The sequence below is a fragment of the Candidatus Aquiluna sp. IMCC13023 genome (genome assembly GCF_000257665.1).
Lineage (GTDB): Bacteria > Actinomycetota > Actinomycetes > Actinomycetales > Microbacteriaceae > Aquiluna.
In genome coordinates this window covers 500,118-515,470 of sequence record NZ_AJKR01000003.1, presented here as the reverse complement: position 1 = coordinate 515,470, position 15,353 = coordinate 500,118, and the positions used below count along the sequence as shown (strand labels likewise).

The following is a 15,353-nucleotide window of genomic DNA, read 5'->3' as shown; positions in this document are numbered from 1 at the left end:
AAGAAGCCAGCAGCTAAGACCAGTGCTGCTAAGAAGCCAGCAGCTAAGACCACTGCTGCAAAGAAGCCAGTAGCTAAGACCACTGCTGCAAAGAAGCCAGTAGCTAAAAAATAGTTAGCTAACTACGTACGCAGCCGACTGTTTCAAAGTCGGGTGCGTGAACTCGAATCCTGAGTCGCTGAGTTTTTCAGAACTCATTTTTTGAGAGCAAAGTAGTAATTCTTTTGCAGCCACGCCTATGAAGAGATTCATTGCCCAGGCTGGCACCTTGAGAAAAGTCGGCCTGCCAAGTTCCTTGCCAAGAGCAGTAACAAGCTGTTTGCAGGTGGCGGGTTCTGGGGCAGTGAGATTGAATGCCCCTGTTGCTTCCTCATTGTCTATCAAGTGAATAATTGCCCTAGCTTCGTCCTCGAGGCTAATCCATGCCCACCATTGGCTGCCTCGCCCAATCGAGAAGCCAACACCGGCGCGAATGAACGGCATGAGTCGACCGAGAGCACCTAGCTTTTTGCTCATGACCAGGGTCGTTCTGGCAAGTACGACGCGAGTGTTGGCTTTCAGGGCTTCGGTCTCCCAAGAGGCCGCCAAGTCGGCAAGAAAACCTTCTCCCCGACCTGATTCCTCTGTTAGCAGCTCATCTCCGCGATCGCCATAAATTCCTGAGGCGGACCCACTCACTAAAACTTTTGGCTGGTTCTTAGAGTTGTTTATTGCTTCCACCAAAGTTTTAGTTGAATCAAGCCTTGATGAGATAAGCAATTTCATGTATTTCTTTGTCCAGGGAATGCGTCCGGTTGTGGCTCCGCCCATGTTTACGACCGCATCGATGGATTCCATCAAGCTCGGGTCAAGAGCTTCTAGTCCGGGTTTCCAACTGACTTCGTTGCTCGCTTTGGCTTCGCGTCGAACCAGCACAACTGGCTCGTGCCCGAGATCTAGCAGCTGTCTAGAAAGCTCAGTTCCAACTAGTCCCGATGCTCCAGAAATCAATACGCGCATTCAAAGCCTTTCGCCACTGGAAAGATTACCTACAATTGGCGAAGACTGTTTATTCCAACGGTCTGGAAAACAGAAGGTCATGAACGTAGACATTTGGGTGTGGTTAATTACCATCGGCGCCTTCTCGGTAGTGATCCTTGGTGACCTTGCTTACCAGGTGAGGAATCCCCATGAACCCGGCTTCCGGGAATCTGCAATCCAAAGCGCGATCTACATCTCTCTGGCTTTGTTGTTCACTTTGGTTATCGGCCTTGTATGGCCGGGTCAGTATGCCGGCGAATACCTGGGCGGCTTTATTACCGAAAAAGCCTTGTCCGTGGACAACCTGTTTGTCTTTTTGGTTATCTTCACCCAGTTCAAGGTGCCGAGAAAGCTTCAGTCCGAAGCGCTCCTAATTGGCATCGTGATAGCGCTCGTGCTCAGGGGCATTTTTATAGCCGCAGGTGCTGCTTTCATCGAGAACTTCAGTTGGGCTTTTTATGCTTTCGGTGCGTTCCTGCTTCTTACTGCCATAAAGCTCATCAAGGACACGGCCCAGGACCTGAAGCCGGATGAGGAAATCGATGAGTTCGAGGGCGGACGACTTGTCAATTTTATTCAAAGGCGGTTTCGTTCAACCAACCAGTACCACGGCACAAAGTTAGTGATTATTGAAAACGGCAAGCGCGTAATCACACCGCTGCTGCTAGTCATGGTCGCGATTGGATTCACGGACTTACTTTTCGCACTCGATAGTATTCCGGCGGTTTACGGTCTAACTAATGAGCCCTACATAGTTTTTGTTGCAAACGCTTTTGCACTTTTGGGCCTCAGGCAGCTTTATTTCTTGCTCAGCGGTCTAATGCAGCGACTCAGATATCTTGGCTTTGGATTGAGTTTGATCTTGGCTTGGATCGGCATCAAGCTGGTAATTCACGCCCTACATAAAAATGACATCCCGTTCATCAATGGCGGAGAGGCCATAAAGGTCATCCCAGAAATCTCCACGGGCTTATCGCTAATCGTGATTTTGATAACGCTGACCGTCACCACTGTCTGGTCCCTTCTTGCAACCAGGGTTATCGATAAAAAAGGTATCTAGACCCAGAATGGAAAGAGCATTTGCATTCGCCAGACAAAATGTGGGACCGGTAGCGCCATCCAGATAGACAAGAAGTAAATAGCGAATAACACCACGGCTACCATGAGAACCACCAGCGCCCCATGCCTACCCTTAAGCCTTCGAGCAACGCCTTTGCGCCAGTAAACGTGCATACCAAAAGCTAGAGCGAGCACTAAATAGGGGGCATAAGCAACAGCGTAGAACTGAAAAGTAGTGCGCTCGAGGTAGAACACCCAGGGCAGCCAGCCGGCCAAAAAGCCTGTGACCAGCCCGAAACTGCCGGCATCGAACTTCCGAATATTTCTGAGGCCCAACCAAATAATCGCCAACAATCCGCCCAGCCAAATTACAAGATTAGGTATTGCGGTCAGTGCGACGGTGCAATCGGTGAGCACCCCGCAGGCACTGGAGGCCTCGTAGCGCTCGAAAAACAGGGCAGTTGGTCTGAGGCTCAAAAGCCACTCGAAAGCGTTTGCCTGATAGGGGTGGGGGCTTGTGAGCCCAGTGTGGAATGCGTAGGCGTTGAGGTGATAGTCCCAAAGAGACGCGTACCAACTTGGCTTGGCGTTTCTACCCCATCCATCGCTCCCGGTTATCCAGCCAAGCCAGCCAAGTAGGTAAACTCCGAAGGCTGGAACTAAAAGCACAATCGCATTCAGTGCCCCTTGGCCAATTGCCAGAACATGCGGCATGCCTAGCCGTCCCCGAAGGTTCAGATCCACAATAAACGTGTAAATGCCAAACGCTGCCAAGAAATACAACCCCGACCACTTGACTCCGATGGCTAACCCAAGTGCGATACCTGCCAATAAGAGCCATCCGCGTATGACTAGTCCGTTTGACCGAGCATGCCGGAGTCTGCGCTCCCAGGCTTCTTGATCTCGGATCACAAAGTAAAAAGCCAGTAAAGCGAAAAACGCAAGGATTCCATCGAGGATTGCGGTGCGGGAAAGAGTTATTGACAAGCCCTCGAGGGCCATCAGTAGTCCAGCAACTGCGGCAAAAAAGTTTGATCCAATCAACCTTCTGGCAATCAGGATTACTAGTGGAATCATCAGCGTGCCAAGCAGGGCTGTTGTGAAGCGCCAGCCAAGCGCCGAGTCGGCACCAAATAGTTGCATGCCAAGCCATATCAGCCACTTGCCAAGTGGCGGGTGGACTACATAAGCGGCAGTGTCCAGAAAGCCAGAGAGGTTACCCATTTCAAAGTCGGCATTCGCACCGGCTTGCCAATTGCGTTCGGATCCGAATAGCCCGAGGGTATAAGCGTCTTTTACGTAGTAGGTCTCGTCGAATATCAGAAGCCTTGGGTTAGCAAGATTTCCGAACCGAATTATCAGGCCGATAAGAGTTATTCCAAGCGTGGAAATGAGGCCAAACCGGCGATGGCTGGCCAGCTTGGTCGAAACGCGAATTGCTGCTGATATCACGCTTAGATGCTAGTTTGCTTAGCGTGTTGATACTTGCGGCCACTCCAATCGGAAATCTTTCCGATGCGTCCAAGCGCTTGGAGAAAACTCTTACTGAAGCCAGTTTTATTGCAGCCGAAGACACCAGAGAGCTGAAGCGACTGTGTCGGGGTCTGGGCATCACCCTAAACGCCAAGCTCTTCAGTCTGCACGAACACAATGAACGGGATCGCATCGTTGAGCTTGTCGAGCTAGCCAAAGACGAAACAGTTGTCCTGGTAAGCGACGCTGGCATGCCAACAATCTCTGACCCTGGTTTCTTATTGGTTAGGGCCTGCGCGGATGCAGGCGTGGAGATTCAAATTGTGCCGGGACCATCGGCCGTAGTTTCGGCGCTCGCGGTTTCAGGCTTGCCCACTGACCGGTTCAGTTTTGAAGGCTTTTTGCCAAGAAAATCCGGCGAGCGAGTTCGGGTGTTTGAGTCACTGATAACCGAGAAGCGAACCATGGTGTTTTTTGAGGCGCCCCATCGAATTCTGGAGAGCCTTAGGGATGCCAGCAAAGTATTCGGTGTTGATCGCTTAGCCAGTGTTTCACGAGAACTTACGAAGAAATTTGAGGAAACAAAGCGCGGAAGCCTTGAAGAGCTTGTCGAGTGGGCGGAAAAAATTCCAAAGGGTGAGATGGTTTTGGTTGTTTCAGGCGCTGGCGAAGAACAGCTTGATTACGAGCAATTGGGCCAAAAAGCTCTGTTACTGGCCGAGTCAGGGATGGGCCTAAAACAGGCCAGCACAGAACTTGCCGATAAATTTGGAGCCTCGAAGACTGTCATCTATCAGCACGCACTGCAGGCTAAAGCCTAAGATATCTCAAGTGTCTAAGTCCTTTTACGTAACTACGCCAATCTTCTACGTCAACGATGCCCCGCACATCGGCCATGCCTACACCGAGGTGGCCTGTGATGTTCTAGCCAGGTGGCACCGTCAGCGCGGAGAAGACACCTTTTTGCTGACTGGAACCGATGAGCACGGTGAAAAGGTTTTGCGAACAGCCCTTGGAAACCACACCGATCCGAAGAGCTGGACCGACAAGCTGGTTACCGAATCTTGGCTACCTCTTTTGAAGACTATCGATATTGACAATCAAGATTTCATTCGAACCACCGAGCCAAGGCACGAGGTAGCGGTTCAGAAGTTTTTACAAAAGCTTTACGACGACGGCTACATCTACCAAGGTTCATTTGAAGGAAATTACTGCGTCGGTTGTGAAGAGTACAAAAACGATGGCGACCTTATTGACGGAACCGACGCATTCGTTGGGCAGAGAGTTTGCGCGATTCATTCAAAGCCGGTGGAGCAGCTGAATGAAACAAATTACTTTTTCAAGCTGAGTCAGTTCCAAGAAAAACTCCTGAGTCACTACGAGCAAAACCCCACTTTCATTCAACCGGCATCTGCCAAAAACGAAGTTGTTTCGTTTGTGAAATCAGGCCTCAGCGACCTGTCCATTTCTAGGTCCAAGGAACGATTTGACTGGGGCATTGACATCCCTTGGGACTCCGAGCACATCACCTATGTTTGGTTTGACGCGCTTTTGAACTACATCACCGCAATCGGATATGGCAGTGATGAAGAGAAGCTCAAGTCGCTGTGGCCAGCCGATGTTCAGGTTGTAGGCAAGGATATTCTGCGCTTTCACGCCGTTATTTGGCCGGCGATGCTTATGGCAGCAGGTCTGGAGCCACCACGTCAAGTCTTTGGTCACGGCTGGCTACTTGTTGGCGGCGAAAAGATGTCCAAGTCCAAATTGACCGGAATCTCCCCGAATCAGATAACCGATATTTTCGGGTCTGACGCTTTTAGGTATTACTTCATGAAGGCAATTGGTTTCGGCTCCGATGGTTCGTTTAGCTGGGAGGATCTCTCAGCAAGATATCACTCTGAATTGGCAAACGGCTTCGGCAACTTAGCCTCCAGAACTGTGGCAATGGTGAATCGCTACTTTGACGGAGTTATCCAAGCCCCCGGAGAATTCACCGATGCTGACAAGAATGTTTCGAACATTGCAGCAGCCGCCACCCGTGAAGCCGATCTTGCGATTTCCCAGATTGCCCCACACGAGGCGATAGCGAAAATTTGGACACTTGTCGATGAGCTCAATAGCTACATCACGACCCAAGAACCTTGGGTCCTGGCCAAGGATTCGGCAAATAAAGAGCGTCTGTCTACTGTCTTGTACACGGCTGTAGAAGGACTTCGCTGTCTATCGGTATTGCTGGCTCCTATTATGCCAAAAGCCACCGGCAGGCTCTGGGATTCGGTTGGCAGCTCACTTGGTGAGCTTGCGGATCAGCCGCTGTCATCCTGTGAAACCTGGGGGTTATTGCAACCCGGTGTAAAGCTGGGTGAACTAGAGGCCCTCTTCCCAAGGGTAGAAGAGAGCGCATGAGCGAGTTTGCGAGAACTCGCAATAGTTACGACGGCAGCGAGAAAGCGAAGCGTCTTTACCCGGCGCTACCTGAGCCTCTGGAAGTCGGCACCTACGATAATCACACTCACCTAGAAATAGCTGATGGCGATGAGCCGCTGAGTGTGGCCCAGCACATTGAGATGATGCGGCAAGTCAACATGTTGGGTGCGGTCCAAGTGGGAGTTACCCTCGAGAGCTCAAAGTATTCTGCCGAGCTCGCAGCCCGCGAGCCGATGCTACTTGCCGCGGTAGCAATTCACCCCAATGAAGCTCCGCTTTATGGGTCGCTCAAGGAACTTGACGATGCAATTCTGGAAATTGCCGACTTAGCAAAACTTCAAAGAGTAAGGGCCGTTGGAGAAACAGGGCTTGATTATTTCCGCACACAGGGCGACGAAGCTTTATCGATGCAGCAGCACTCGTTTGAGCAGCACATTGCAATTGCCAAGGAGTTTGACCTGGCGCTTCAGATTCATGACCGTGATGCTCACGCTGATGTTGTTGCAACCTTGCTAAGAGTCGGCGCACCCGAGCGAACTGTTTTTCACTGTTACTCCGGGGATTTGGAGCTGGCCCAAATCTGCAAAGAAAACGGCTGGTTCTTATCTTTTGCCGGCAACGTGACCTTCAAGAAGAACCAGCACCTCCGAGACTCCCTTCTGGCGGTTGATCCCAGCCAGCTTCTCATAGAGACGGATGCGCCATTTTTGACCCCCGAGCCTCTTCGGGGAAGACCAAATGCGCCCTATCTAGTGCCGCACACCCTCAGGTTTATCGCTGCACTTATGCAGTGGAGTGACAACGACCTTGCCCTTCAGCTGAACAGGAATACCGAGAATGTCTATGGTTCTTGGGCGGAAGGATTGAGCTAGTGCTCGGGGCTAAGGAGATTCGCCAGTTAGCCGGGATGCTGGATATCAAGCCAACAAAAAAACTTGGACAGAACTTTGTAATTGATCCAAACACTATCAACCGGATAGTTTCAGCAGCCGGTCTGGTTCCTAGCGACATCGTGGTGGAAATTGGACCTGGTTTAGGCTCGCTCACCTTGGGGCTATTGGAAAAGGTCGAAAGCGTCATAGCGGTCGAGATTGACCCGAAGCTTGCCAAGCAACTTCCCCTGACAATTGCCCAGCATGCACCTGGAAAAACCGTGGAGCTAGTGCTTGCAGATGCTTTGCAGACTAAAGAACTACCGAAAGCTCCAACGGCATTAGTAGCGAATTTGCCCTACAACATTTCCGTTCCGGTGCTGCTGCACTTTCTAGCCACGTTCCCGAGCCTAGAAAAAGGTTTAGTGATGGTTCAGGCCGAGGTTGCTCATCGGTTAGCAGCTACTCCTGGCACGAAGGATTACGGGTCCCCAAGCCTCAAGATGTCTTGGTACGGGCCGGCCAGGCTGGCCGGGAACATCGGTAGAAATGTCTTTTGGCCAGCGCCTAATGTCGATTCAGCCCTGGTGTATTTCGAGCACACTGTGACTAGAACGGCAGATAGAAAAGCCGTCTTTGCGGTCATTGATGCTGCTTTTGGCCAACGAAGAAAAACCCTGAGGCAGTCTCTGTCCAACTGGGCGGGATCTCCAACAGCCGCCGAAGAGATACTTATTAGAGCCGGCATAGACCCTAAGTTCAGGGGCGAGCAGTTGCTTATAGATCAGTTCATTTCTATCGCGGAGGCCAAATGATCAGCGCGGTAGCACCGGCCAAAATTAATCTGGCTTTTCTTTCGGGCCCAGTTCGTCCGGATGGGTACCACAACGTAATTAGCATTTATCAGGCACTTGATGTTTTTGAAAAAGTCAGCGTCGAAAGTGCTGACGACTGGGAGGTGGAGCTAATTGGTGCTGCCCTTGCTGAGGCTGAGCGCATCCCGGTAGATAACTCAAACCTCGTTATTAGGGCTGCGCTTGAGCTGGCAAAGCACGTGGGAATTGAAAAGCCCCGGCCGATGCGGTTTGTCATTGAAAAACACGTGCCTCCAGCTGCCGGAATGGCAGGGGGGTCGGCGGATGCGGCCGCCAGCCTGGTAGCGCTAAACCGGGCATGGGGTCTTGATCTAAGTTCTGCAGAGCTCACTAAGGTCGCTGCAAAAATTGGGGCGGATGTTCCATTCGCACTTCTCGGGGGAACTGCGCTCGGTCTAGATACCGGCATTGAGTTGCGTCCTCTTCCACCTTTGGGTTTGCAGTTTGTGCTGCTAATTTTCAGCACGCCAGGGCTGTCGACCGCCGATGTTTTCAAGGAGTTCGATCGACTTTGTCCGGAGGGAAATCTAACTAAGACACCAGATCAAGTCGCATCCCAATATGAGTCAGGCCTAGGAAAAATTCTCGGCGATAACTCTCTTGAAGTGGCGGCCTATTCTCTTCGACCGGATTTGTTTGGCATGGCCCAAATGATTCCGGGTAAAAAAGCTTTCGTGTCTGGTTCCGGTCCAACATTGTTTATGCTGTCTAAGGACTCCCAAGAGGTTGCTTCTTGGCATCGGGCATTTATTGCCAGTGGATTTAGTGCGATGGTCTGTAAAACATCTAACGGCAGTGCGGAGCTTGTGAACTAATGGCACACCTAATGGGCGCCGAAGTAATTACCCATGAGTTTCCAACCAAGGAAGTCTTTTCCGGTGTAACGGTCGGCATAAACGATGGCGATCGAATTGGCATTGTTGGGCGCAACGGCGACGGTAAATCGACACTCGTGAAAATTCTCACCAAGCAGTTTGCTCCCGATTCTGGGCGAGTAACCTGGCGGGGCGGTTTGCGGATTGGCTTTTTAACCCAGGTGGATGTCATCGACGACGAGATTTCCATTGCCGAGGCTGTTGTGGGGGACCGTCCAGAGTTTGAATGGGCATCAGACCCAAAGATCAGGGACGTATTGTCAGGTCTGGTTGCAGATCTTGACTGGCACCAAAAGGTCGGCACTCTGTCTGGCGGCCAGCGCCGAAGGGTCGCGCTAGCTGCTCTATTGGCCGGTGAATACGACGTTGTTTTTCTCGACGAGCCAACAAACCACCTCGATGTTGATGGAGTGGCTTGGCTTGCAAATCATCTTCAGACCCGCTGGCCGAAAAACGTCGGCGGCTTAGCTGTCATCACTCACGACCGTTGGTTTTTGGACGCGGTATGCAACTTGACATGGGAGGTCTACGGAGGCCGTATTGAGCCATTCGAAGGCGGCTACGCGGCCTATGTCCAGCAGCGAGCCGAACGATCCAGACAGGCCGATGCGATTGAGTCCAGAAGGCAAAACCTGCTTCGCAAAGAACTTGCTTGGCTTGGCCGTGGCGCCCCTGCCAGAACTGCCAAACCGAAGTTCAGAATTGATGCGGCTCTCGCGCTTATTGGCAACGAGCCCCCTCCGAGAAATAGCGTTGAGTTAGCAAAACTTGCAACCACTCGCCTTGGCAAGGACGTACTTGACATGGAGGACGTGAACTACAGCACCCCGGATGGCCTGGTTATCGTCAGTGACTTCACGCTTCGGCTTGGGCCAGGCGATCGAATTGGCCTGGTCGGGGCAAACGGCGCCGGTAAAACGACTCTTATGAGGCTGATTACAGGCGAGCTAAAGCCTGAAGCCGGCCGCATAAAAATTGGTAAGACTGTGAAATTTGCAAAACTATCGCAGGATGTTCACGAGCTAAATAAGCACTCGGAAGAGCGCATCTTTGACCTGATTCGCCGCGAAAAGACCACATTTATGGTCGGCAAAAAAGAGGTTGGCACCGGGCAACTCCTGGAGCAATTGGGCTTTGACCAACAGCAGCTGCAAACTCCTATCAAAGACCTTTCGGGTGGACAGCGAAGAAGGCTGCAATTGCTAAGACTGCTTTTCAGCGAGCCAAATGTCTTGATCTTGGACGAGCCAACAAACGATTTAGATACAGACATGCTCGCGGCCATGGAAGATGTTCTGGATAGCTGGCCGGGCACCCTGATTGTGGTTAGCCACGACAGGTATTTGCTCGAGCGCACAACCGACAATCAGTATGCGATGCTCGGAGACGGCAAGCTTCGGCATCTAACCCGAGGTGTGGAGCAATATTTGGAGCTCAGAAAAACTTCAGGAACAGAGGCCAAATCAACGGGCGGGACTTCTGCAATCCCGCAAGTTACTGGTGCTGAAAAGCGAAATCTAGAAAAAGAACTAGCGCGTCTAGAGCGTGCGATTGCCAAGTCTCACCTTGAGCTTGATGAGCTAAATAAAACCCTTGGCAACCATGATCCAGCCGATTACGAGGGTCTAGTGGGCCTTGGGTCTCGGCAAAAAGAACTCGAGATGAAAATTGCGAAATCTGAAGAGCTTTGGTTGGATGTGGCTCAAAAACTGCAACTGAGCTGAACTTCTGGCAGACTTATGCCCGAGACTTAGGTCTCATTCCGCCCTAGTGTAACGGCAGCACGGCGCTCTTTGGAGGCGTCCGGTCTAGGTTCGAATCCTAGGGGCGGAGCTATCGGAGTTGAGGAGGACCTAAGTGCAGTTAGCAGTTATTGTGCTCGCGGCTGGTGAGGGCACCAGGATGCACTCCAACTTGCCCAAGGTTCTACATCCAATCGCCGGGTTACCTTTGATCGGACATGTGCTCTCAACCGCCTTTGCCTTATCGGCTGAGTATGTCGTGACTGTTCTAGGTCATCAAAAAGACCTTGTGGCAGGTTATGTCACTGAGCATTTTCCTTCGACCATCGTTACCGAACAAGGTCCTACCCCAGGAACCGGTGCCGCGGTTGAGGCGGGGCTTGCCGCTCTTCCTGAAGACTTCAAGGGTGAGGTATTGGTTTTGTCCGGCGATGTGCCGCTGCTGGATGTAACGAGCATTTCCGAACTGGTTGAAATGCACCGTGTTTCATCAAACGCCGCAACGCTGATAAGTACGATTTTGGATAACCCGAACGGCTACGGCCGAGTTCTGCGGTCGAAAGAAAACCTGACAGGAATTGTCGAGCAAAAAGATGCCAGCGATTCGGACTTGCTGTTGAACGAGGTAAACGCTGGCGTTTATGTTTTTGATCGCGAACATTTGGATAAAGCCCTTTCGAGTGTGACCACAAAAAATTCTCAGGCTGAAAAATATTTGACCGACGTGGTTTCCATCATGCTCGAGCAAGGTCAATCTGCCTCGGCACACCCGATAAATGACCATTGGTTGGTTGCCGGCATCAACGATCGTCAGCAGCTGTCTCAGGTCGCCGCTGAGCTGAACTCGAGAATTGTCAAGGCCTGGCAGCTTGCCGGAGTAACGGTCATTGAGCCCGCCACAACCTGGATAGACGTGACCTGTCAACTTGCCAAAGACTCCACGTTGTTACCCAGCACGCGATTGCATGGGCTTACTCAAGTGGGAACTTCGGCGACTATCGGACCTGACACGACAATCACTGACAGCATGATTGGCCACGGCGTGACTATTTCCAGATCGCAGGTTTCTTCGGCTGAGATTTTGGACAACGCAACCGTCGGGCCATTTGCATTTATCCGACCGGGAACTGTTCTAGGAGCCGACGGAAAAATCGGTGCATTCGTCGAGGTCAAGAATTCGGTCATTGGACCGGGGGCCAAGGTCCCTCACCTGAGTTACGTGGGTGATGCCTCAATAGGCGAGGGAACAAACATTGGTGCCGGAACTATTTTCGCCAACTACGACGGAGTCACAAAGCACCGCACAACAATCGGTTCTTTTGCCAAAACCGGCAGCGGGAACACCTTTGTTGCACCCGTAACTATTGGAGACGGCGCATACACGGCAGCAGGTTCGACTATTCGTCGGAACGTCGAGTCTGGAGCGTTAGCATTGAACCCAGTGGCGCAAAAAAATCTTTCCGGTTGGGTGTTGGCCAATCGACCGGGGTCAAAATCAGCAGAAGCAATAAATCTAGATACGGAGTAAAAAATGGCAATCGAAAAAGCCGCCAGAAAGCAATTAGTAATTGCATCGGGAAGAGCCCATCAGGCTCTGGCTCAAGAGGTTGCCGACATTCTAGAAACAGAACTAGTTCCCGTGACTGCCTATGACTTTGCTAACGGTGAAACCTTCGTTCGTTACGAACGAAGCGTTCGGGGCGTTGATGCTTTCATAATTCAAGCCCACCCTGCACCGATAAACCACTGGCTCATGGAGCAGTTGCTGATGGTTGATGCGATGAAGCGTGCGTCAGCTAAGCGCATAACCGTAGTCGCACCCTTTTTCCCATACGCTCGCCAGGACAAGAAGCACAAGGGTCGTGAGCCCATTTCCGCAAGACTAGTTACCGATCTTTATGCGACCGCTGGCGCCGATCGCCTCATGTCGGTGGATTTGCATGCACCTCAGATTCAAGGGTTTTTCGATGGCCCTGTGGATCACCTCTGGGCGCTTCCGTTACTTGCAGACCACATCGCCGAAACTTTTGGCACCGATAACCTGACCATAGTCTCACCGGACTCTGGTCGCGTGAGAGTAGCTGACATCTGGGCAGATCGCCTCGGAACCCCGCTTGCGATTGTCCACAAGCGTCGTGACCCAGATAAGCCAAATCAAGTCGAGGTCAACGAAATTGTTGGAGATGTTGAGGGTCGCGATTGTCTTTTGGTCGACGACATGATCGATACCGGCGGCACCATTCTTGCGGCTGCCAAGGCCCTGAAAGCAAAGGGTGCGGCGCGGGTTATAGTCGCTGCCACTCACGCAGTCTTCTCTACTCCGGCCGTCGAACGCCTCAGCGATGAAGTAATTGACTCAGTGGTTGTCACCAACACTCTTCCTGTGACACCAGACAAGGAATTCAAGACTCTAACTGTGTTGTCAATTGCTCCACTGATTGCCAAGGCAATAGCGGCAGTTTTCTATGATGACTCCGTTAACTCATTGTTTCCCGGTCACTCCTAAAATTAGGATGTGACATCTCGCCTAACAACTTTTGATGCGGTCAGCATTGGGGTCGCTTCCATGCTCGGCGCCGGTGTCTTCGTTGTTTTTGGTCCTGTTGCCGACTTAACCGGAAGCCTGATGCCCTTGGCTATCTTGTTGGCGGGTTTTGTCGCCTACCTCAACGCAGGGTCAATCTCGCAGCTCGCTTCAAGAGTCCCAAAGAGCGGGGGGGCTTATTCCTACGCCCGCCACTACCTGAACCCAACCTGGGGCTTTCTTGCGGGCGCTAGCTTCCTAGTCGGCAAGATTGCGTCCAGCGCAGCCATCGCACTCGTGGTTGCCGAATATGTGTCAGCTGAAAACCTTATTCCCTTCGCTCTCGGAGCCGTGTTGATCATGACGCTTGTAAACATTGCTGGGATCAACCGCACCGCTCTTGGATCAAAAGTGCTAGCCGGCATTACCTTGTTATTTTTCGCTGTGTTGATAACAGCTGCGTCATTTGCGCCCGCTGCGAGTCCGGCTCTAGCACCGGGTTCAATCTCAAATATTCCGAGCGCAGCGGCACTAGTGTTTTTTGCCTTCGCTGGATATGCGAGGGTTGCGACTTTGGCCAACGAAGTCACAAACTCCTCTAAATCGGTCCCTAGGGCCATAGCTTGGTCGCTTGGAATAGTTGGGGTTGTCTATCTCGCTCTCGGATTCTTGTTACCGAGGAAGCTCGGCAGTGATTTGGAGGGGTCACTAACTCCAATAGCGGATATGGCCGCTGTCAGTCTGCCAAATGTGAACTCTAGTTCTGTTGCCATCTTTGCCGCATTGGCTGGACTCGGTTCATTGCTTGCCCTGCTGGCAGGCATGACTAGAACAGCGGCGGTAATGGCCGATGATGGTGAATTATCGCGGGTTTTCCGCATCCGCCTAAAAAATGGAGTTCCGATCGTGGCCGAAGTTGTCATCGCTTTGCTTGTTGGCATTTTGGTGCTTTTCGGAAGTGTTGTTCTAACCATCGGGCTGTCCTCTTTCGCCGTGCTTAGCTATTACGCAATAGCTAATTTGGCGGCTTATAGACAACCAAAGTCTGAAAGCGGAAGACCGAAGTGGCTGAACCTTATCGGGCTTGCTAGCTGCTTGCTTCTGGCTCTTAGCGTGCCATCGCAGGGGCTAATAATGGGAGTGGCAGTTTTGGCGCTGCTGCTGCTTCTAAGGTGGGGCTTGGTAAAGCTGCGCTAACTCGGCTAAGCTTTGGGAAGTTCAGCGGCGAGGGGTACAACAAAGTACCCGTAATCGACGGGGTCCCTTTCCTCGCCTGTAATTTGAAGAGGAAACGATGTCTGAAGTAAAACTAGTTGCGGAGTCCCGCGAATCATTCGGTAAAGGCGCAGCGCGCAAGCTTCGTGCTGCCGGCCGCACCCCAGCTGTTATTTATGGTCACGGCCATGACACCCGCCACATTCATCTACCTGCCCACGAGGTAGCTCTTGCATTGCGTATTAAGAACGCCCTACTGGAGCTGACTATTGCTGGCAAGTCGGAGCTGGTCTTGGTAAAGAGCGCATCCAAAGATCCCTTCACTCAAGTGATTGAGCACGTCGACCTAGTAGAGGTCAAAAAAGGCGAGAAGGTTCACGTTGAGATTCCAGTTCACATTATTGGCGAGCCAATGAGCGGAACTGTCCTAGATTTCGAGCACAAGACTGTCAAGGTTGAGGCTGAGGCAACTCACATTCCTTCTTTCATCGAGCTGCACATTTCCAAGGACAACCTCGCGGGTCACCACTACTTGGTGAGCAACCTAATTGTGCCGGATGGCGTGATTATGGAGCTTGAAAACACTGAGTTAGTGGCATCCGTAGTTGAGACCAGAGCTGGAGTGGCTGATGAAGAATCTAATACAGAAGCTACAGCTGAAGGCGAGGCCACTGAGGTCGCAGCCGCAGCCGACGACTCAGCAGCAGAGTAATACTTGGTTGATAGTCGGACTCGGTAACCCCGGGTCCGACTATAAATCCAACCGTCATAACGTCGGTCAGCATACTCTCGATGTCATGGCATCCAGGTTTGGGGCTGTCTTCAAGACTCACAAGTCGGTAGCTTCAGTCGCGCAAGCTAAAACCACCAGTGGCGATAGCTTGTTGCTTGTAAAAAGCACCGGATTTATGAACCTTTCCGGTGGCCCAGTTGCTGCAGTTGCAAAATTTTATTCGGTCCCAACCGACAAAATAATTGTCATTCACGACGAGCTGGATATTGACTTTGGTGACATTCGCAAGAAGTTTGACGGTGGCCATGCTGGCCACAACGGCTTGAGAGACATCAGCGCCAAATGCGGTTCTGGATATCACAGGGTTCGTTTTGGAATTGGTCGCCCACCGGGATCGATGCCGGTAGCCAGTTTCGTACTGCAGGATTTCTCAACCACCCAGAAAAAAGAGCTTCCCGTGCTGCTTGAGTTGGCAGCAGATCGGGTTTTCGAGATTCTGCAACCAGATTCCAAATAGACTTGAGCGCGTGACCCTGGG

The 15,353-nt window shown here is 51.7% G+C and carries 14 protein-coding genes and 1 tRNA gene; 13 read left to right on the top strand and 2 right to left on the bottom strand.

From position 1 onward, the window contains the following. Nucleotides 1-114: 114 nt before the first annotated feature. Nucleotides 115-999: a TIGR01777 family oxidoreductase gene (locus IMCC13023_RS06310; protein ID WP_007542445.1), complete on the bottom strand. Its 885-nt coding sequence runs from the start codon at nt 997-999 to the stop codon at nt 115-117. Between the two features lie 79 nt (nt 1,000-1,078). Between IMCC13023_RS06310 and IMCC13023_RS06305 the strand changes: the two genes are divergently transcribed. After that, the gene (locus tag IMCC13023_RS06305) at nt 1,079-2,080 is read left to right on the top strand and encodes a TerC/Alx family metal homeostasis membrane protein (protein ID WP_040325311.1); all 1,002 of its coding nucleotides are present in this window, start codon (nt 1,079-1,081) and stop codon (nt 2,078-2,080) included. On the opposite strand, the gene IMCC13023_RS06300 is transcribed toward IMCC13023_RS06305, so the two are convergent. Beyond that, nucleotides 2,077-3,531: a dolichyl-phosphate-mannose--protein mannosyltransferase gene (locus IMCC13023_RS06300; RefSeq protein ID WP_007542440.1), complete on the bottom strand. Its 1,455-nt coding sequence runs from the start codon at nt 3,529-3,531 to the stop codon at nt 2,077-2,079. The genes IMCC13023_RS06305 and IMCC13023_RS06300 overlap by 4 nt on opposite strands. Nucleotides 3,532-3,554: 23 nt before the next feature. Between IMCC13023_RS06300 and rsmI the strand changes: the two genes are divergently transcribed. The 12 genes from rsmI (at nt 3,555) to pth (ending at nt 15,332) form a co-directional block, all read left to right on the top strand. Next, entirely contained in the window at nt 3,555-4,373 is an 819-nt protein-coding gene (gene rsmI / locus IMCC13023_RS06295; protein ID WP_007542437.1) for a 16S rRNA (cytidine(1402)-2'-O)-methyltransferase, read from the top strand. A 10-nt stretch (nt 4,374-4,383) separates the two neighbouring features. Further along, a complete protein-coding gene (metG, locus tag IMCC13023_RS06290; protein WP_007542435.1) occupies nt 4,384-5,958 on the top strand; it encodes a methionine--tRNA ligase in 1,575 nt (524 codons plus the stop codon). Then, nucleotides 5,955-6,851, top strand: a complete 897-nt coding sequence (locus IMCC13023_RS06285) for a TatD family hydrolase (RefSeq protein WP_007542433.1) — start codon at nt 5,955-5,957, stop codon at nt 6,849-6,851. The genes metG and IMCC13023_RS06285 overlap by 4 nt, the downstream gene beginning before the upstream one ends. A 35-nt stretch (nt 6,852-6,886) precedes the next feature. Then, nucleotides 6,887-7,666, top strand: a complete 780-nt coding sequence (rsmA, locus tag IMCC13023_RS06280; RefSeq protein WP_007542432.1) for a 16S rRNA (adenine(1518)-N(6)/adenine(1519)-N(6))-dimethyltransferase RsmA — start codon at nt 6,887-6,889, stop codon at nt 7,664-7,666. Continuing rightward, nucleotides 7,663-8,541, top strand: a complete 879-nt coding sequence (gene ispE, locus IMCC13023_RS06275) for a 4-(cytidine 5'-diphospho)-2-C-methyl-D-erythritol kinase (protein WP_007542431.1) — start codon at nt 7,663-7,665, stop codon at nt 8,539-8,541. The genes rsmA and ispE overlap by 4 nt, the downstream gene beginning before the upstream one ends. Nucleotides 8,542-8,552: 11 nt before the next feature. Then, nucleotides 8,553-10,325, top strand: coding sequence for an ABC-F family ATP-binding cassette domain-containing protein (locus tag IMCC13023_RS06270; RefSeq protein ID WP_007542430.1), 1,773 nt, complete (start codon nt 8,553-8,555; stop codon nt 10,323-10,325). Between the two features lie 37 nt (nt 10,326-10,362). Then, nucleotides 10,363-10,434: transfer RNA gene (locus IMCC13023_RS06265), tRNA-Gln, on the top strand. 24 nt (nt 10,435-10,458) lie between these two features. Beyond that, nucleotides 10,459-11,871 (top strand): bifunctional UDP-N-acetylglucosamine diphosphorylase/glucosamine-1-phosphate N-acetyltransferase GlmU, encoded by a 1,413-nt coding sequence (gene glmU, locus IMCC13023_RS06260; RefSeq protein WP_007542429.1) that lies wholly within the window; start codon nt 10,459-10,461, stop codon nt 11,869-11,871. A 3-nt stretch (nt 11,872-11,874) separates the two neighbouring features. After that, on the top strand, nt 11,875-12,849 hold the full coding sequence (locus IMCC13023_RS06255) for a ribose-phosphate diphosphokinase (protein WP_007542428.1): 975 nt from the start codon (nt 11,875-11,877) through the stop codon (nt 12,847-12,849). Between the two features lie 9 nt (nt 12,850-12,858). Beyond that, a complete protein-coding gene (locus tag IMCC13023_RS06250) occupies nt 12,859-14,064 on the top strand; it encodes an APC family permease (protein WP_007542427.1) in 1,206 nt (401 codons plus the stop codon). 97 nt (nt 14,065-14,161) lie between these two features. Beyond that, on the top strand, nt 14,162-14,794 hold the full coding sequence (locus IMCC13023_RS06245; protein WP_007542426.1) for a 50S ribosomal protein L25/general stress protein Ctc: 633 nt from the start codon (nt 14,162-14,164) through the stop codon (nt 14,792-14,794). Continuing rightward, entirely contained in the window at nt 14,712-15,332 is a 621-nt protein-coding gene (gene pth, locus IMCC13023_RS06240; RefSeq protein ID WP_081478871.1) for an aminoacyl-tRNA hydrolase, read from the top strand. The genes IMCC13023_RS06245 and pth overlap by 83 nt, the downstream gene beginning before the upstream one ends. Nucleotides 15,333-15,353 lie beyond the last annotated feature (21 nt).